Below are 17254 nucleotides of genomic sequence, written 5' to 3'. Positions count from 1 at the left end.
CTGCGCCGCTTCAGGATCAGCTGGCGCCCGCCGCAGGACGGGCTATAGTTGGCCTATCTTTATACCATTAAGGACGGACCGACTGTGAGCGACCTTGTCTTCGAACCGACCATGATCCGCGAGAACAAGACGGCGCGCGAGTTGTTCGAAGCGGTCAAGGCCAATCCCGCCCGCGCTCGTTTCGGCTTCGGCGAGAAACTGGCCGTTGTGAACGTCGACTTCCAGCAATCCTACACCCGCCCTGATCTGTTTCCGAAAACGGCCTACGTGACCCACCCTGACCAGATCGGCTTCACCAATCGAATCTCGGCCGCCGCGCGCGCCAAGGGGATGCCGGTGATCTGGAGCCATGTGGCCTATAAGGCCGACGCGGGCGACGCCGGGGTCTGGGGCACGCGCACCGACACGCCCGACAGCCTGCAGAACATCAAATACGGGTCCGAGCGCCACGCCCTCGATCCGCGCTGCCGGATCGATGAGGCTGTGGACCTGATCTACACCAAGCGGATGCCCTCGGCCTTCTTCGAGACGCCGCTGAACTCCTACCTGCGCTGGCACAAGGTGGATACGGTGCTGGTGACGGGCGGCTCGACCTCGGGCTGCGTGCGCGCCACGGCGGTGGACAGCCTGTCCTATGGTTTCCGCACCATCGTCGCCGAGGAGTGCGTGGCGGACAAGCACGAGAGCTACCACTACGCCAATCTGACCGACCTTCAGCTGAAGTACGCCGACGTGGTGTCGGCGCAGGAAGTGCTGGACTGGCTGGCCGCGCGCTGAGCTGACGGCAGCCTGAAAAATCGAAGGGCGGCGGACCGAAATCCGCCGCCCTTCTTTTTACGCTTTTACGCTTCCCGGCCGAAGGTTGGGGGCGACGGCCGAGCCTGGAGCCGGGACGACGGCGGCCTCAGCCGCGCGCCGCCTCGACAATCTCTGAGACGCCGGCGGTCCATACGGCGTCGTCCTGGGCCAGACCGGCCAGCACGCGACGGACAGACTTCATCCGGAACGGCAGGCCGCTGACGTAGGGGGTCAGGGTGAAGCCGACGACCTGGCCGCCGAAACGCTCGGCCTCGGCCTTGTGCAGGCGGACCGCCTCCAGCACCTGATCGGCCCATTCGTCCTCGGTCTGAAGGCGCACGGTCAGCAGGGTGCGGTCATCCAGTTCATTCGACAGCGCCGCCGCCCAGACCACGCCCTTGTCGGTCTGCATCGGCACGGGAACCGTGTCCTGCTCCCAGTCCAGACAGATGTCGAAACCCGCCTCGGCGATCAGCTCCAGCGTCTGGAACGACTGCTGCCGCGCCGGGCTCATCCAGGCGCGCGGCTTCAGCCCCACCCTGTCGAAGGCGTCGCGCGTGCGGCCGATCCATTCCGCTTCGACGCCCGGCTCAAGCCCGCTCCAGTGGATGCAGTCCGCCTCCCAGCCATAGGCGGCGATCTCGTGCCCGTCGGCGAGGATGGCCTCAACCAAGGGCTGGACGCGTGCCAGCAGGACCCCATTGGTCGGAAACACCGCCTTCAGCCCCCTCGCCTTCAGCGCATCCAGAATGCGGAAAACGCCCACACGATTGCCGTAGTCGCGCGTCGTGAAGTGGCGCAGATCCGGATAGGTCGTCTGCATGGCGCCGGGGTGCTTGAACGGCTTGCCCTGCGGGTTCAGGCGATGGAACTCCAGCGGGACCACGATCATGGCGGCGGCCGTCTTGCCGTCCGGCCAGGCGATCTTCGGGCGCTCGGTCGCCGGACGCCACGGATACAGCGTCTGATCCATACCGTAGGAGCGGTGCGGATAGGTCAGATAGTCCTCAGGCAGCGCCATGGCCGAACCCCTTTCCTCCGGTCGCGCAGCCTCTTGCCGCGATATCGGCCTGCGTCTGGTCCCAGCAGTGGTCGCGATAGTAGCCCGCGATCTCGGCGCCGGTGGCGAACCACACGTCGTCGGCGTGGCCCATGATGTGTTTCAGCGCCTCTTCGAACGGGCCGATGCGGTGCGGTTGGCTGACCAGATAGGCATGCAAGGGAATGCACATGACCGTACCGCTCTGCTCGCCCTCTTCCAGCAACTGGTCGAAGTGCCGCTTCAGGATGTCGGTGTAGCGCGCCGGGCTCATCCCCAGGGCGCCGTAGGTGATGACGTCGTTCACCTCCAGCGAATAGGGCAGCGAAATCAGCTTGCCTGACGCCGTCTTCACCGGCTGCGGCTGGTCATCCTGGAACAGGTCGCAGGTGTACCAGAAGTCGTTCTCGGCGATCAGGTCCAGCGTCCGCTCGGTGTGCGTCAACGCTGGCGCCAGATAGCCGCGGATACGCTGGCCGCTGGCCTTCTCGACCGTGCGGATGGCGTCGTCGATGATGGCGCGCTCCTGCGCCTCGTCCATGCCGTAGGAATAGCGGGTGTTGTAGATGCCGTGCGAAAAGAACTCCCAGTTCCGTTCGACGCAGGCCTCGATGATCTCAGGATGGTGGTCGCAAAGGGCGACGTTCAGTGACACCGAGCCGCGCAGGCCGTATTTGTCCAGCAGTTCCATCAGCCGCCAGTGGCCGACGCGGTTGCCCCAGTCACGCTGGGAATAGGCGACGACATCGGGCGCAGGCTTGGGCCAGCCGGCGCGGCCGGGGTTCTTCGCGGGATCGAACTCATAGAACTCGATGTTCGGCGCGACCCAGAAGGCCAGTTTCTTGCCGCCGGGCCAGACGATCTTCGGCCGGTCCCGATAGGGCCAGTAGTCGTAGAGGTTGGGGTCCGCGACGGTCATGCCTTCTCCTCTTCCTGCGCTTCGTATCGCTGTCCCAGCGCCATCATCTCATCCAGGCCGATGCGGGCGTTGACCCCCATCAGGTCGGTCATGTGCGCCCGGTGCGCCGCCGTGCCGCCATCGCGCTTCAGCACCGACAGGAAGGCTTCGACAGCCGGAATGACGGCGCGCACCATGGCCCCCGGCGCGATCACCAGACGATAACCCAGCTCGGACAGGCTGTCGGCCGAACTCAGCGGCGTGTCTCCGCCCTCGACCATATTGGCCAGCAGGGGAACGCGGGCGGCAAAGCGTTCGGCCACCGCCCGCATCTGGTCCAGATCGCGCGGCGCCTCGACGAACAGGACGTCGGCCCCCGCCTCCAAGAACAGCTCGGCCCGATCGATCGCCGCCTCAAAGCCTTCGACCGCGATGGCGTCGGTGCGGGCGATGATCAGGGTGTCGTCATCATGGCGCGCATCGACGGCGGCGCGGACCTTGCCCGCCATCTCCTGCGCCGAAATCACGCCCTTGCCGCGCAGATGGCCGCACCGCTTGGGAAAGGTCTGGTCCTCGATCTGGATCGCACGGGCGCCCGCGCGCTCGAACAGCCGCACCGTCCGGCCCATGTTCAGGGCGTTGCCGAAGCCGGTGTCGGCGTCGACGATCAAGGGGATATCGATCCGCTCGGTGATGCGCGCCGCCACGTCCACGACCTGATCCAGGCTGACCAAGCCGATATCAGGCCGCCCCAACTGGGTATAGGCGACCGAGGCGCCCGACAAATAGGCCGCCTCGAACCCCGCCTGCTGGATCAGCAGGCCGGACAGGGCGTCATAACATCCCGGCGCCAGAAGGGCGTGCGACTGTTTGAGCCGACGACGCAGGTTCAACCGCTCGCTCATGCGGCGCCCGCCAACTTCTTCTTCAGGTGCGGCATCAGCCCCCCGTCATCCATCATGGCCATAAGGTGCGGCGGCAGGGGCGTGAAATCATAGCCCCGCCCCGTCGTCAGATTCGTCAGACGCCCGACCGCCAGATCGACCTCCAGCTGGTCGCCTGCGGAAATCTCGCCCGCCTGTTCAAGGGTGATGCACGGCACCCCCAGATTGATCGCATTGCGCCAGAAGATGCGGGCGAAAGAGCGCGCGATCACGGCGCGCACGCCCAGCAGGCTCAAGGACACCGCCGCCTGCTCGCGCGATGAGCCGATGCCAAAGCTGCGACCGCCGACGACGAAGTCGCCCTTGGCCACCGTACGGGCGAAGTCAGGATCGACAGCGGCCAGACAATGCTGCGCCAGTTCCTCAGGCGGCAGCTTCATCAGCGTGCCCGGCGCCATGACGTCGGTGTCGATATTGTCGCCGAAGACGAAGGCCCGACCGCTCATGCCGCCTCTCCCAGGAACTGACGCGGGTCGGCGATGCGGCCCTCGACGGCGGCGGCGGCCACCGAATAGGGCGAGCCGAGATAGACCTGAGCCGCTTTCGATCCCATCCGCCCCTTGAAGTTGCGGTTGGTCGAGGAGATGCAGACCTCGCCGTCGGCCAGCACCCCGGCGCCATAGCCGGCGCAGGCGCCGCAGCCGGACGGCAGCAGCACCGCTCCCGCCTCCATCAGCGTCTGCAAGGTGCCGTCCTGCGTCGCTGTCGTCGTGGTCTTCTGGGACGCCGGGGCGATCAACAGTCGGGTGTTCGGCGACACCTTGCGGCCCTTCAGCACGGCGGCTGCCATGCGAAGGTCTTCGATCTTGGCCCCGACGCAGGCGCCGATATAGCACTGATCCACCTTGATCCCGGCGTGTTCGGTCACGTCCTGAGTGCGCGACGGATCATGCGGCGCGGCGATCTGAGGCTGCAGCGTCGCCGCATCGAAGCGGTGAACGGCGGCGTAGACAGCATCCCGGTCCGACGCCAGCGCCAGAGCCGCCGCCTCGTCCTCCACCGGACGCCCGGCCGCGCGCAGATAGGCAAAGGTCGTCCGGTCCGGCGCCACGACCCCGGCCTCGCAGCCCAGTTCGGCGGCCATGTTGCACAGGACCATGCGCTCGGCCATCGACAGGCCCTCGACCGTGTCGCCGCCGTATTCGATGGCCTTGAAGGCGTTGTCCATGCCCAGTTCGCGGCACAGGAACAGCATGACGTCCTTGGCCGCCACGCCTGCCCCGAACCGGCCCGACCACTCGACGCGGATCGTCTCGGGCACGGCCAGCCAGGTCTCGCCGGTGGCGACGATGGCGGCCATGTCGGTCGCGCCATAGCCAGCCGCATAGGCGCCGAAGGCCCCCGCCGTCGGCGAGTGACTGTCGCCGCCCGCCACGAAGGCGCCCGGCCGGATCAGGCCATGCTCGGGCAGGACCAGATGACAGATGCCCACCATGTCGAAGAAGGCGCCGACCTGAAGTTCGGCCGCAAACTCGCGCGCAAGTTTCAGAATACTCGCGGATTCGGCGTCCACCGCCGGGACATAGTGGTCCGAAACGATGGCCACCTTTTGCGGATCCCATAGCCCCACGCCCAGCTCGCGCAGCATCGGCGCCCAGCGACGCGGCCCCGAACTGTCGTGCGCAAAGGCCAGATCGACCTGAGCCGTCACCAGTTGACCTGGCGCGACCCGGTCCAGACCGGCGGCGCGGGCGATGATCTTTTCAACGAGGGTGGAGCCCCGGCCCATGCCTTCTCCCGATGATACGCCGCACAAGGGCATTGCTGGATCAAATGATATAGTTTTATATCATCTAAACGCGCAACCTTGGCAAGCGCCTTCCCGCACCTTCCAGTCCATCAGGAACGCCCACCATGTCGAACTCCGCTGCTCCTTCCGCCCAAACCTTCCGCTGGGACGACCCGTTCGACCTGACGGGGCGTCTGACGGACGAGGAGCGGATGGTTCAGGATGCGGCGCGGTCCTATGCGCGTGAGGCCCTGCTGCCGCGCGTGGTCGCCGCCTTCCGCGACGAGGTGTTCGACCGCGCCATCATGACGGAGATGGGCGAGATGGGCTTCCTCGGCGCTATGCTGCCCGAGCAGTACGGCGGCTCCGAAGCGTCGCACGTCGCCTACGGCCTGATCGCCCGCGAGGTCGAGGCGGTCGACAGCGGCTATCGTTCGGCCATGTCGGTGCAGTCGTCGCTGGCCATGTATCCGATCTACGCCTTCGGCTCGGACGAGCAGAAGGCGAAGTTCCTGCCCAAGATGGCGGCGGGCGAACTGGTCGGTTGCTTCGGCCTGACCGAGGCCGACGGCGGGTCGGACCCGGCCTCGATGAAGACCACGGCGGTCGCGGTCGACGGCGGCTATCGCCTGAACGGCGGCAAATACTGGATCACCAACTCGCCCATCGCCGACCTGGCCATCGTCTGGGCCAAGCTGGACGGCAAGATCCGCGGCTTCATCGTCGAGCGCGACTTCGACGGCTTCACCACGGGCAAGATCGGCGACAAGCTGTCGCTTCGCGCCTCGATCACTGGCGACATCGGCCTGAACGACGTCTTCGTGCCGGAAGCCAACATCCTGCCGGGCGTGCAGGGACTGCGCGGGCCGTTCTCCTGCCTGAACAAGGCGCGCTTCGGTATCGCCTGGGGCGCCATGGGCGCGGCCGAGTTTTGCTTGCACGCCAGCCGCGACTATGTGGCCGAGCGCACCCTGTTCGGTCGCCCGCTGTCGGCGCGCCAACTGGTGCAGAAGAAGCTGGCCGACATGCAGACCGAGATCTTCCTCGGTTTTGAGGGCGCCTACGCCCTGGGCCGTCTGCTGGATGCGGGCGCCTGGGTTCCCGAGGCCATCAGCCTGATGAAGCGCAACAACTGCGGCAAGGCCCTGGCCGTGGCGCGCGAGGCCCGCGACATGCACGGCGGGGCCGGGATCACCGGCGAACTGCACGTCATGCGCCACGCCATGAACCTCGAAACCGTCAACACCTATGAGGGCGCGCACGACGTTCACGCCCTCATCCTCGGCCGCGCCATCACCGGCGAGGCCGCCTTCTGATTAAGGGTCCGTCATGACGCTCAGCCCCACGATTTCCGATTCCCCCCAAGGCCCGCTGACGGGCTTACGCGTGCTGGACCTGTCGCGGGTTCTGGCCGGGCCGTGGGCGACGCAGACTCTGGCGGACCTGGGGGCCGAAGTCATCAAGATCGAACGGCCGGGCGCGGGAGACGACACCCGCCACTGGGGTCCGCCCTTCACCACCACGGCCGACGGCGCGCCCGGCGACGCCGCCTATTTCCTGTGCGCCAACCGAGGCAAGAAGTCGGTCGAGCTGGACATCGCCAGCCCAGACGGCGCCGAGGCCGTGCGTCGCCTGGCTGCGACCTGCGACGTGGTGGTCGAGAACTTCAAGACCGGCGGGCTGAAGAAGTACGGCCTCGACTACGCCGCGCTGGCGGCGGTCAATCCGAAGCTGGTCTATTGCTCCATCACCGGCTTCGGCCAGGATGGGCCGGACGCGCACCGGGCCGGCTACGACTACATGATCCAGGCCATGGGCGGGCTGATGTCGATCACAGGCCAGCCCGACGGCGCGCCGGGCGCCGAGCCGATGAAGGTCGGGGTGGCGGTCGTGGACCTGTTCACCGGCCTTTACGCCTCCAACGCCATCCTGGCGGCGCTGTGGCACGCGCGGGCGACCGGCGAGGGGCAGCACGTCGACATCGCCCTGTTCGACGTCCAGGCGGCCATGCTGGCCAATCAGGCGACCAACTGGTTCGTCTCAGGGACCGCGCCGACGCGGATGGGCAACGCCCACCCCAATCTGGCCCCCTATCAGCCCTTCTCGTGCTCGGACGGCATGGTGATCATCGCCGTCGGCAATGACGGCCAGTTCCGCGCCCTGTGCGGCGCCCTGGGGTTGGAGATCGAGGACCGCTTCGCCAGCAACGCCCTGCGGGTCGCCGAGCGCGAGGCGCTGGGGACTCTGATCGCCGCGAAGACGGAAGGCTTCACCATGCAGGGTCTGATGCAGGCGCTGGAGGCGGCGGGCGTGCCCTGCGGCCCGGTCAACACCATCGACCAGGTGTTCGCCGAGCCTCAGGCGATCCATCGCGGCCTGACGGTCGAGCAGGCCCGGCCCGACCTGGCCGACCCCGTCTGCACCGTCGCCTCGCCTATCCGCCTGTCCAAGACGCCGGTGCGCTATGACGCCCCGCCGCCGAGGCTCGGGCAGGATACCAAAGCGGTGTTGCGCGAGCTCATGTCCAATCCCGAGCAACGTTGACAGGCGCTTCGCTTGCCCTAAGGATGATGTCTTAACTTAGATACGACTCTTCGGCGGAGACCGTTCAGGACATGTCCAAGCCTCATCCGACCGTTTCGAACAGGGTCGAAGCGAGCCGACGCCTCTGATGCCCTCCTCTCGTATCCTCGGCGGCTTACGGGACTTCGCCTTTGTCCTGATCGCCGCAATGACAGTGCTGTTCTTCCTGCTGCGGCTGACCGGCGACCCGGCCCTGGTCATCGCGGGCGAAGGCGCCTCTCCGGCTCAAATCGAGGCGATCCGCGTCGAATACGGCTTCGACAGGAGCCTGATCGTCCAGTACGGCCAGACCATGCTGCGGCTGCTTCAGGGCGACTTCGGCAAGTCGCTGACCGATGGAAGCCCGGCTCTGGGCAAGGTGCTGGCCTCCCTGCCCGCCACCCTGTTCCTGGCCGCCATGGCGCTGAGTCTGAACCTGCTGATCTCCCTGCCGCTGGGCGCCTGGCTGGGCCAGAAGCGCACTGGGGCGGCGCGACGTACGGTGCGCGGCCTGCTGACGGTGATGCAAGGCTTTCCCGGTTTCGTCATCGCCCTGCTGTTGATCAACCTGTTCGCCGCCGGGCTCGAATGGCTGCCGTCGATTGGCTACGGCGGACCGGCGACCTGGGTGCTGCCGGTGATCTCGGTCGTCTCCTTCCTGGCCCCCAAGCTGATCCGCGTGGTCGAGGCCAACACCCACGCCGCCCTAGCCGCCGACTTCGTGCGCACCGCCCGCTCGACCGGGGCGTCCGAGAACGAAATCCTGTGGCGCCATGTCCTGCCCAACGCCCTGTTGGGCGCCGTCGCCCTGATCGGCGCTGAACTGGCCTTCATGCTGACGGGTTTGGTGGTCATCGAGACCATCTTCGCCTGGCCCGGCATCGGTTGGCTGCTGGTGCAGTCCACGCTGAACCTGGACTTCCCCGTGGTGCAGGCCGTTGTCTTCGTCATGGTGGTCAGCGTCTTCCTCAGCAACGCCGTCACCGAGGCGGTGCAGGCCCTGCTGGACCCGCGCATCCGCAGCCGCGCGAGGGCTGCATCATGAGCCGCAGCCTGTCCCCCGCCATTGTCGGCGCCGGCGTGGTGGGCCTGTTCTGCCTCGCCGTCATGATCTTCGGCGACGCCCTGTCCGGCCATGACCACCGCGCCATCGACCTGTCGATGCGCCTGGCCGCCCCGCTGGCGCCGGGCCATCTATTGGGAACGGACGAACTGGGACGCGACGTGCTGGCGCGCCTGCTGAACGGAATGCGCTGGTCGGTAGGGTCGGCCCTGTGCGCTACCCTGATCGCCTTCAGCATCGGTACGACCTTCGGCCTGGCGGCGGCGCACAAGGGCGCCTGGCTGGGCGGCGCCCTGAAACTGCTGACCACCTTCACCCAGTCCTTTCCGTCCTTCGTCATGGCGGTGACGGTGATCGCCCTGCTGGGCGACAGCGGCTTCTGGGCGGTCACACTGACGCTCGGCCTGGTGACCTGGCCGGTCTTCTCCCGCGTCGTCTACGCCGAGGCCAGCAGCCTGTTTCAGCGCGAATGCGTCCAGGCCGCCGAAATGACCGGCATGAGCGTCGCGCGTCTTTACGCCCACCACGTTCTGCCGGCCCTGGTCCCGACGCTGTCGGTGCTGGTGGTCTTCCACTTCGCCGAGATGATCGTGGCCGAAAGCGCCCTGTCCTTCCTGGGCATCGGCGCGCCGCTGGGGGCCGCGACCTGGGGCGCCATGTTGAGCGAAGGACGCGCCTTCATGCTGCAGGCTCCGTGGCTGACGCTGGGCCCGGCCTTCGCCATGGTCATCATCATCGTGGCCGCCCACAGCGTGGGCCAGCACCTGCGGAACCTGACCCGATGAGCGTTGCTGACCTGAACACGGCGCACGAAATCGTGCTGGATATCCGCAAGCTGAGGCTGGAGACCGTCGCCGACCGCCGCGTCCTGATCCCCAACCTCGACCTGACGATCCGCCGCGGCGAGATCGTCGGCCTGGTCGGCCAGTCGGGGTCGGGCAAGACCCTGACCTGCTTCGCAGTCGGCGGCCTGGTTCCGCCGGGCGTGCGCGTCGCGGGCGGCGAGATTCATCTGGAAGGCCGCCGCATCGACAATCTGGCCGAGGCGGAATGGCGCGCCGTGCGCGGCGGCCGCATCGGCATGGTGTTCCAGGACCCCCTGTCCTCGTTCAACCCGGTGAAGACGGTGGGCTCCATTCTGATCGAGTCGGCGCGACGCCATCGCGGCCTCGACAAGGCCGCCGCCCGCGCCCTGGCCGTCGAAACCCTGCGCGCGATGCGCCTGCCGGGCGCCGACGCCTGCGTCGACGCCTTCCCGCACCAGTTGTCGGGCGGACAACGCCAGCGCGCCATGATCGGCCTGGCCCTGATCAACCAGCCGGCTCTGATCCTGGCCGACGAGCCGACCACCGCGCTGGACCCGACGGTCCAGTTGCAGATTCTGGCCCTGCTGCGGCGTCAGGCCCAGCAGGCCGCCGCCCTGATGATCACCCACGACATCGCCGCCGCCGGCGCCGTCTGCGACCGCATCGCCGTCATGCTGGAAGGCGAGATCGTCGAGGAAGGCCCCACGACGCAGGTGCTGTACGAGCCCCGGCATCCCTTCACCCGCAGCCTGCGGGACGCCGCCCACCTGGGGAGACGGCCATGACCACGCCGCTTCTGTCGATTCAGAACCTGGGCGTCGCATACGGCAGCGGGCGTGACCGCCGCTTCGTCCTGCGCGGCGCCGGTTTCGACCTGGCGCCCGGTCAGGTCATGGCCATCGTCGGCGAGTCGGGATCGGGCAAGTCGACCCTGGTCCGCGCCGTCGCCGGCCTGGCAACGCCTGCTGAAGGGACGATCATGTTCGAGGGCGTCGCGCTGCCGCCGCTGGGCAAACGCTCGAAGGCCATGCTGCACGGCATCCAGATGGTCTTTCAGGACCCCGGCGCCAGCCTGAACCCGCGTCAGTCCATCCGCGCCGTACTGGAAGAGCCGCTGATCGTAGTGGGCAGGTTGGACAGCGCGGCGCGACGGCGGCGGGTCGAAGAACTGATGGACCTCGTTCACTTAGAACACCGCCTGCTGGACCTACGGCCCGCCGCCCTATCCGGCGGACAGAAACAGCGCGTCGCCATCGCCCGCGCCCTATCGATGGAGCCGCGCCTGCTGATCGCCGACGAGGCGCTTTCGGCTCTGGATTTCGCCAATCAGGACAAGGTCTCCGCACTGCTGCTGGAACTGAAGGAGCGGCTGAACCTGGCTATGCTGTTCGTCTCGCACGATATGCGCAGCGTGCGCCGCATGGCCGACCACGTCTGCGTCATCGAAAGCGGCCAAGTGGTCGAACAGGGACCGGTCGCAGAGGTCCTCTATCACCCCAAGAGCGCCTATACGCAGTTGTTGCTGGCCGCCGCCCTCAACCCGGCCGCCGCCCTGGCCGATCCGCGCCTGAGCGCCGCCCTGGAAGCCGGCGGGCCGATCTCGGACGAGGCGCTGGCCGGCGTGATGGACATCATCGGCGCGAACGCCCGCATGCAGGAGCAGTCCGCCTCATGACGCCGAAACGCCTTCGCCTCTTCATCGCCGCGTGTCTGGGAGCGGCCCTGGTCGCCGCCTGCGGCCAGGGCGGCGCGAACCAGCCGACGCCTGCGACCGGCAGCCAGGTGCTGCGCGTCGCCGCCGGCAGCCTGCCCTCCAGCCTCGGCAATCCATTCCGGGGCAACAGCCGTCCCGGCTCCCTGCTGTGGCTGGCCATCTACGACGGCCTGACCGCCATCGACGACGACGACCAGTTGGGGCCGGGTCTGGCGACCGAATGGACACTGGTCGAGCCGACCGTCTGGCGCTTCAGGCTGCGTGAAGGCGTGCGTTATTCCAACGATCGCCCATTCGACGCCGAGGCCGCGGCCGAGGTCTTTGCCTTCCTGCGCTCTGATCAGGGCAAGCGCACCCTGATCGGGTCCGAAGCGCGCGGCATCGTCGAAGCGCGCGCCATCGGACCGCTGGAACTGGAGATCCGCACCGAGCGCCCCGACCCGGTCCTGCCGCGCCGTCTGGCCGCCATCATGATGATCGAACCACAGGCCGTGGCCGATATGGGCATGGACGCCTATGCTCAGAAACCGGTCGGCACCGGCGCCTTCGTCATGACCGGCTGGGACCAGCGCACCCGCCGCCTGACTCTGGCCAGAAACCCGAAATCCTGGCGGTCGTCGACGATCGACGGCGTGGTCTTCTACGAGCTGCCTAGCGCGGCCGGCCGCACCCAGGCCCTGCTGTCGGGCGATGTGGATCTGTCCCTGGTCGACCTGGAGGAGACGGAGCGGCTGGAGCGCAACGGCTTCCACGTCCTCTACACCCCCGCCATGCAGGTGAAGGCCTACTCCTTCCGAAATGTGGGCGGCGATCCGGCCTCGCCTCTGCGCGACGTGCGCGTGCGTCAGGCGCTCAACTACGCCGTCGACAAGGAGGCGATCGCCTCCCTGCTGCCGGAAAACGCCAAGCCGTCGGGTCAGCCTGCGGCCAAGGGGGTGTTCGGCTATGATCCGACCATCCCGCCTTACCTCTATGATCCCGCCAAGGCGCGTCGCCTGCTGGCCGAGGCCGGTTACCCGAACGGTTTCAACCTGACGATGGAGGTCCTGACCGACGCGGCTCCGGGCGACGACATGATGTCCCAGGCCGTGGCCGAATACTGGCGCGCCGTCGGTGTCGACACCCGCCTCAAGGTCATGACCATGCCGGACTTCCTGGTGAAGTATCAGACCAACAGCTGGGCGGGCGAGGCTCTGGCCCTGTCGTGGAACAGCTTCCAGTACTACGATGTCACCCGCGCCATGGAGGACTTTTCCTGCATGCGGCCGACGCCCTTCTTCTGCGACACGGCGATCACCGACAAGCTGAAGGTCGCGCGCGAGATCATGGACGACGACGAGCGGCTGAAGGCCTATCAGGCGCTGGGGCGGCTGTACCGAGAGGCGGCGCCTTCGCTGTTCCTGATCGAGCACCAAGACCTGTTCGCCTATGCGCCCAGGGTCGGCCACGTGAAGATCCGCCACCGCGTGCCAGTCTATGAAGAAATGACCCTGCGTTGAGCATGACCGCCGATACCGCGCACTGGAATCTCATCGTCGTCGGCGGAGGCGCCGCCGGCATGGCCGCCGCCATCTTCGCGGCGGAACGTACGTCCCGCGTCCTGTTGATCGATCACGCCGATGTGCTGGGCGGGACCCTGTGGGTCGCCAACGGCCAGTTGAGCGCGGCGGGCACGCGCCTGCAGCACGACAAGGGAATCGAAGACGACGCCCAGGCGCATTTCGACGATGTCATGCGCCTGAGTCGAGGCACGGCGAACGAGGCATTGGTGCGGCTGGCGGTATGGAACGCCGCCGAGACCTTCGACTGGCTGATGGATCAGGGCTTCGACGTCGATCCCGCCTGCCCGGTCGAGGGCGTCGGCCATGAACCCTATTCCAGAGCGCGCTACTACTGGGGCCGAAACGGCGGCGCCTCGCTGCGCGATGTCCTGATCACGCGTATCGAGCAGGCCGTCTCGGACGGCCGGATCAGCCTGCGGCTGGGCCATGAAGCGTTGACTTTGACGACCGATCCCGGCGGCGCCGTGACCGGGGTTACGACCCGCGACGCCCGCGGCGTCGAACATCATTTCAAAGCCGCCCAGGCCGTGCTGGCGACGGGCGGATATTCCGCCTCGCCCGAAGTCTATCAGGCCATGAACGACGTCCCGCTCTACACCAACCTGCCCTATGCCTATTCGCAGGGCGTCGGGCACCGGTTGGGCTGCAGCGTCGGCGGATGGCTGCGCGGCCACGAGAATTTCTTCATCAACTTCGGCTTCCTGCTGGACAGCGAACGGCCGCGCCCCGGCATGGTCGGCCGGTTGAACACCTATCCCCAGCGCCGCCTGCCGTGGGAGATCTACGTCAACGCCCATGGCGACCGCTTTGTGCGCGAAGACATGGAGTCAGTCGATGCACGCGAAAACGCCCTGCTGGAGCAACCGGACCAACGCTATTGGGTCGTGTTCGACGAACGAATCCTAACGGAAGCGCCGCCGTTCATCGCCGGCTTCAACGCCGACGAAATCCGCGCCCTGTTCTTGGAAAAGCGTCCCTTCTTCTACAAGGCGGACGATCTGAGGAAATTGGCCTCGGCGGCGGGCATCGACGCCGACGGCCTCATGCGCGCCGTGCGCGGCTATAACTACGGCGTCCATTCCGGCAACGACTTCCTGGGCCGCCGCCATCTGCCTCTCCCGATCGCGCAAGGCCCCTTCTACGCCATACGGGTGCAGGGCGCGGCGGTCAGCAGCGCGGTCGGCCTGGCTGTAAACGACCAGCTTCAAGTGATCCGCCCGGACGGCTCGGCCATACCGGGACTATGGGCCGCCGGCGAACTGCTGGGCGCCAGCCAGACCATGGGACGCGCCGTCTGCGGAGGCATGATGGCGACGCCCGCCCTGACGTTCGGACGCCTGTTGGGCCAGAGCCTCATCCCGTTGACCTCCCGAACATGATCTCCGCCTGGACCAGCGGGCGCCGCCGCTACGTCGACGGTCTCTGGGGGCAGGTCCACCTGCGCGAGTGGGGCTTCGGTCGCTCCCTGTTTCTGCTGCACCAGACGCCGTGGAGCGGAGTTCAGTTCCACCGTCTGGCGCCCTTGCTGGCGCAGACGGGCTGGCGCGTCATCGCGCCCGATACACCGGGCTATGGCCTCTCCGATCGCCCGTCCGCTCCACCGGCCATTGGCGACTATGCCGAGAACATGGCCGTCGTGTTCGACAGCCTCGACGTTCAGGACGCCGTGATCGCGGGACATCACACCGGGGCGCTGATCGCCGCCGCCTTCGCCGCCGCCCGACCTGACAGGACAAGCGGCCTGATCCTCAACAACCCGCCCTTCTACACCGCCGCAGAACGCGCTCAACGCCTGGCCCTGCCCCATCACGCCCATGCGCCCGAAGAGGGCGGCGGCCATTTCACGTCGCGTTGGCGCTTCATGCGGGGGATGGCGGACCCCGACCTGTCCGTCGCCGGACTGCACCTCGCCATCATCGCCCATCACGTGAACGACGCGAGCGCCGATCACGGTCATGCCGCCGCCTATGCCTGGGACATGGTCAACGCCGTCGACGCCATCGCCGCCCCGACGCTGGTGCTGTCCAGTCGCGGCGACGCCATTCACTCTCATGGTTCCCGGCTGCTGAAATGCAGGCCCGACTGGCGCGGCGCCGTCCTGGCTGCAGGCCCGGCGACGGCGCTGGAGTCGCCCGAAGTCTGGCGCGACGCCGTCCTGTCCTTCCTGAGCGCGCTGGACGCTACCAGTCCACCACTTGGCCGTTGAACCGTTTGAAACGGCCCGAGTCCTCGGGCGTCAGGCCGATGATCGCGTCCGCCAGGCCCTGGCCGCTATCGCGCGCCGAAATCTTGGGCGGACCGCCGACGACAGGGCGGGTGAAGTCGGTATCGACATAGCCGGGACTGAGCAGGGCGACCGTCACGCCGCGCGGCGCCAGATCCTTGGCCAGACTGCGCATGGCCATGTTCAGCGCCGCCTTGCTGGTCCGGTAGAAGTAGTTGCCGCCCGTCGTCGCCGCGATGGAGCCCAGACTGCTGGAGATTGAGACGATCTTCCTGTGCTCGCTGGCGGCGACCTGTTCGATGAAGGCTTCGGCCACGCGCATGGGCGCCATCAGATTGACCTCCATCACCCGCCGCCAGGCCTCGTAGTCCAGGGCGCCGAAGCGGGTGTCCCGCCAGGCGATCCCCGCATTGTTCACCAGGGCGTCGATCGGCGCCTCGATACGAGCGGCCAGTCTCTCCGCCGCCTTAAGGTCCGCGACGTCCAAAGGCGCGATCTGGATCAACTCGGAATGGGCGGCGCCAAGAGCCTGCAATGCTGCGGCCTCGTCCGGCGCGCGGCAGGTCGCCGTCACCGCCCAACCTCGCTCTGCCAGGGCTTCGGTCAACGCCAGCCCGATCCCTCGAGCAGCGCCTGTGACAAGAGCATGCGGCAAGTCTTCCTCCCTGATGGCGGGAAAGCACCTTGCATCACAAACAATACATCTCAAGACGCGGCTGCTGGCCTCGCTTGAAAATCATTGGCCGCCGAACAGGCGTCGCTCTCCCACACTCCCGCCCGCGTCGCCGCAGCCTATTTTCGTCTCTCTTGTTTCTATCTAGCGATGGGCAGGCGCCCTTCACCAAGCAGTCCTGATGATATGAGGCAGCGTGGCCATATGGCCCAATCAGCTAATCCCCTGCAGCGGTCCGAACTTGATCACCTAGCGCCGGATCATCTCCCCGGCTGACGACAATGCCGCGCTCCGCCATCAACTCCTCGAAGTCAGTCGTGGTGGCGCCGGTTCTAACGCTAGAGAGTGTTTCTTATTGCTCTGTGCATCGGGATTTTAACCTTGCTCGGTGTAATAGCGCAGCGTATCGCTTCGATGAACCATTATTGCCGATGGAGCGTTCTAGTAACGATGTCGTCCAGCCTCCCGCGGGGGGACGCGCGGTCCGGACGGCTGACTGCCTCACATCCGCCTCCGGGCCGCCCCCTCCAGTCTGGAACGGTGGACGTGATGAATGGCCTCAACGGATATCTGCTTTCAGCGCTAGACCAACTCTTCAAGCTGATCGTCCATCGTCAACGCCTGCTCTAACCGTGATCGCGCTGGTACTCACGCGTCTCCAGCTTGATGACTAGCTTGCGCACCTCATCGACCCTGGAGCTCATATGCTCGACCTGACGCCAGCGACGAGACCGCATCAGCTCCCGTGTGGCATGGATCTCCGCCATGCTGACGGCTTCGGCTTGATGACCGAAGTCACGACTCGTCGCCTGCGGGACGTGCAGGCTCCTACGCGATGAGTTGTGAGAAGAGATGAACCGGGTTGGTCATGAACGCTTAAGCCTGCCGCGCATTACGCAGGTGCATGGAGAAAGCGCTTGGACAAGCTCATTTACATTGTGATCGGTGTGGCGTTGATCGGTTTCGCCCTGTTCTTTCAAGCGACTGCTGGTGATCCAAGGAAGTTCACGGATGCAGATGCCGACGGTGAACCCGACGAGTCGCCGGGCGAGAAAGCCCGTGCGTTCCACCAGGACGCCGAAGATGTCTGAGGGAAGCCCCCTCCACAGGTGCGGTTACAAAGACTTCTCAGGCCTATGCCGGTATCAGCGTGATCGTCGTCATCGACTGCACTTTGCCCGCAAGCATGCACGCACCGACACGGCCATTTCGGGTGACATCCTTCCCGATCAGCCTACTGGA

17 protein-coding genes are annotated in these 17254 nt (G+C 66.7%); 11 read left to right on the top strand and 6 right to left on the bottom strand.

Features of this window, described 5'->3' with window-relative positions; all coding sequences use genetic code 11:
- The first annotated feature begins 84 nt into the window (after nt 1-84).
- On the top strand, nt 85-777 hold the full coding sequence (locus tag AC52GN_RS02760) for an isochorismatase family protein (protein ID WP_291775917.1): 693 nt from the start codon (nt 85-87) through the stop codon (nt 775-777).
- Nucleotides 778-904: 127 nt separating this feature from the next.
- Here AC52GN_RS02760 and AC52GN_RS02755 read toward each other — a convergent pair whose 3' ends face one another.
- The 5 genes from AC52GN_RS02755 to AC52GN_RS02735 are packed head-to-tail and all read right to left on the bottom strand — an operon-like array spanning nt 905 to nt 5408.
- The gene (locus AC52GN_RS02755) at nt 905-1819 is read right to left on the bottom strand and encodes a polysaccharide deacetylase family protein (protein WP_496528105.1); all 915 of its coding nucleotides are present in this window, start codon (nt 1817-1819) and stop codon (nt 905-907) included.
- The gene (locus AC52GN_RS02750) at nt 1806-2756 is read right to left on the bottom strand and encodes a polysaccharide deacetylase family protein (RefSeq protein WP_291775914.1); all 951 of its coding nucleotides are present in this window, start codon (nt 2754-2756) and stop codon (nt 1806-1808) included. Before AC52GN_RS02750 ends, AC52GN_RS02755 begins: the two co-directional genes overlap by 14 nt.
- Entirely contained in the window at nt 2753-3640 is an 888-nt protein-coding gene (locus tag AC52GN_RS02745) for an isocitrate lyase/PEP mutase family protein (RefSeq protein WP_496528104.1), read from the bottom strand. Before AC52GN_RS02745 ends, AC52GN_RS02750 begins: the two co-directional genes overlap by 4 nt.
- Nucleotides 3637-4125, bottom strand: coding sequence for a LeuD/DmdB family oxidoreductase small subunit (locus AC52GN_RS02740; RefSeq protein ID WP_496528103.1), 489 nt, complete (start codon nt 4123-4125; stop codon nt 3637-3639). The genes AC52GN_RS02745 and AC52GN_RS02740 overlap by 4 nt, the downstream gene beginning before the upstream one ends.
- The gene (locus tag AC52GN_RS02735; protein ID WP_496528102.1) at nt 4122-5408 is read right to left on the bottom strand and encodes a 3-isopropylmalate dehydratase large subunit; all 1287 of its coding nucleotides are present in this window, start codon (nt 5406-5408) and stop codon (nt 4122-4124) included. The genes AC52GN_RS02740 and AC52GN_RS02735 overlap by 4 nt, the downstream gene beginning before the upstream one ends.
- Nucleotides 5409-5533: 125 nt before the next feature.
- On the opposite strand from AC52GN_RS02735, the gene AC52GN_RS02730 reads away from it, so the two are divergent.
- The 9 genes from AC52GN_RS02730 (at nt 5534) to AC52GN_RS02690 (ending at nt 15321) form a co-directional block, all read left to right on the top strand.
- Nucleotides 5534-6724, top strand: a complete 1191-nt coding sequence (locus tag AC52GN_RS02730; protein ID WP_496528101.1) for an acyl-CoA dehydrogenase — start codon at nt 5534-5536, stop codon at nt 6722-6724.
- Nucleotides 6725-6737: 13 nt separating this feature from the next.
- Nucleotides 6738-7952, top strand: a complete 1215-nt coding sequence (locus AC52GN_RS02725) for a CaiB/BaiF CoA transferase family protein (protein WP_496528100.1) — start codon at nt 6738-6740, stop codon at nt 7950-7952.
- Between the two features lie 127 nt (nt 7953-8079).
- The gene (locus tag AC52GN_RS02720; protein ID WP_496528099.1) at nt 8080-9015 is read left to right on the top strand and encodes an ABC transporter permease; all 936 of its coding nucleotides are present in this window, start codon (nt 8080-8082) and stop codon (nt 9013-9015) included.
- The gene (locus AC52GN_RS02715) at nt 9012-9818 is read left to right on the top strand and encodes an ABC transporter permease (RefSeq protein WP_496528098.1); all 807 of its coding nucleotides are present in this window, start codon (nt 9012-9014) and stop codon (nt 9816-9818) included. The genes AC52GN_RS02720 and AC52GN_RS02715 overlap by 4 nt, the downstream gene beginning before the upstream one ends.
- Nucleotides 9815-10624, top strand: a complete 810-nt coding sequence (locus AC52GN_RS02710; RefSeq protein ID WP_496528097.1) for an ABC transporter ATP-binding protein — start codon at nt 9815-9817, stop codon at nt 10622-10624. The genes AC52GN_RS02715 and AC52GN_RS02710 overlap by 4 nt, the downstream gene beginning before the upstream one ends.
- Complete coding sequence (locus tag AC52GN_RS02705; protein WP_496528096.1) at nt 10621-11514, top strand: ABC transporter ATP-binding protein; 894 nt, start codon at nt 10621-10623, stop codon at nt 11512-11514. The genes AC52GN_RS02710 and AC52GN_RS02705 overlap by 4 nt, the downstream gene beginning before the upstream one ends.
- The gene (locus AC52GN_RS02700; protein ID WP_496528095.1) at nt 11511-13052 is read left to right on the top strand and encodes an ABC transporter substrate-binding protein; all 1542 of its coding nucleotides are present in this window, start codon (nt 11511-11513) and stop codon (nt 13050-13052) included. The genes AC52GN_RS02705 and AC52GN_RS02700 overlap by 4 nt, the downstream gene beginning before the upstream one ends.
- Before the next feature lie 2 nt (nt 13053-13054).
- Nucleotides 13055-14494, top strand: a complete 1440-nt coding sequence (locus AC52GN_RS02695) for an FAD-dependent oxidoreductase (RefSeq protein WP_496528094.1) — start codon at nt 13055-13057, stop codon at nt 14492-14494.
- Nucleotides 14491-15321, top strand: a complete 831-nt coding sequence (locus tag AC52GN_RS02690; protein WP_496528093.1) for an alpha/beta fold hydrolase — start codon at nt 14491-14493, stop codon at nt 15319-15321. The genes AC52GN_RS02695 and AC52GN_RS02690 overlap by 4 nt, the downstream gene beginning before the upstream one ends.
- On the opposite strand, the gene AC52GN_RS02685 is transcribed toward AC52GN_RS02690, so the two are convergent.
- Entirely contained in the window at nt 15296-15994 is a 699-nt protein-coding gene (locus AC52GN_RS02685) for an SDR family oxidoreductase (protein WP_496528092.1), read from the bottom strand. The two genes, AC52GN_RS02690 and AC52GN_RS02685, sit on opposite strands and share 26 nt — an antisense overlap.
- A 935-nt stretch (nt 15995-16929) precedes the next feature.
- Between AC52GN_RS02685 and AC52GN_RS02680 the strand changes: the two genes are divergently transcribed.
- The gene (locus tag AC52GN_RS02680; RefSeq protein ID WP_496528091.1) at nt 16930-17103 is read left to right on the top strand and encodes a hypothetical protein; all 174 of its coding nucleotides are present in this window, start codon (nt 16930-16932) and stop codon (nt 17101-17103) included.
- The last annotated feature ends 151 nt before the right edge of the window (nt 17104-17254 follow it).

The sequence above is a fragment of the Brevundimonas sp. SS2672 genome (assembly GCF_059579685.1).
The sequence above is the reverse complement of the archived record's forward strand: the minus strand, read 5'-3'. Positions and strand labels throughout refer to the sequence as shown.

Excerpts from the sequence above, each read along its gene's own strand:
- AC52GN_RS02710 (WP_496528097.1), top strand. The coding sequence starts at position 9,815 with ATGAGCGTTGCTGACCTGAACACGGCGCACGAAATCGTGCTGGATATC.
- AC52GN_RS02725 (WP_496528100.1), top strand. The coding sequence starts at position 6,738 with ATGACGCTCAGCCCCACGATTTCCGATTCCCCCCAAGGCCCGCTGACG.
- AC52GN_RS02745 (WP_496528104.1), bottom strand. The coding sequence starts at position 3,640 with ATGAGCGAGCGGTTGAACCTGCGTCGTCGGCTCAAACAGTCGCACGCC.
- AC52GN_RS02715 (WP_496528098.1), top strand. The coding sequence starts at position 9,012 with ATGAGCCGCAGCCTGTCCCCCGCCATTGTCGGCGCCGGCGTGGTGGGC.
- AC52GN_RS02740 (WP_496528103.1), bottom strand. The coding sequence starts at position 4,125 with ATGAGCGGTCGGGCCTTCGTCTTCGGCGACAATATCGACACCGACGTC.
- AC52GN_RS02750 (WP_291775914.1), bottom strand. The coding sequence starts at position 2,756 with ATGACCGTCGCGGACCCCAACCTCTACGACTACTGGCCCTATCGGGAC.
- AC52GN_RS02720 (WP_496528099.1), top strand. The coding sequence starts at position 8,080 with ATGCCCTCCTCTCGTATCCTCGGCGGCTTACGGGACTTCGCCTTTGTC.
- AC52GN_RS02755 (WP_496528105.1), bottom strand. The coding sequence starts at position 1,819 with ATGGCGCTGCCTGAGGACTATCTGACCTATCCGCACCGCTCCTACGGT.
- AC52GN_RS02735 (WP_496528102.1), bottom strand. The coding sequence starts at position 5,408 with ATGGGCCGGGGCTCCACCCTCGTTGAAAAGATCATCGCCCGCGCCGCC.
- AC52GN_RS02690 (WP_496528093.1), top strand. The coding sequence starts at position 14,491 with ATGATCTCCGCCTGGACCAGCGGGCGCCGCCGCTACGTCGACGGTCTC.
- AC52GN_RS02705 (WP_496528096.1), top strand. The coding sequence starts at position 10,621 with ATGACCACGCCGCTTCTGTCGATTCAGAACCTGGGCGTCGCATACGGC.
- AC52GN_RS02700 (WP_496528095.1), top strand. The coding sequence starts at position 11,511 with ATGACGCCGAAACGCCTTCGCCTCTTCATCGCCGCGTGTCTGGGAGCG.
- AC52GN_RS02695 (WP_496528094.1), top strand. The coding sequence starts at position 13,055 with ATGACCGCCGATACCGCGCACTGGAATCTCATCGTCGTCGGCGGAGGC.
- AC52GN_RS02730 (WP_496528101.1), top strand. The coding sequence starts at position 5,534 with ATGTCGAACTCCGCTGCTCCTTCCGCCCAAACCTTCCGCTGGGACGAC.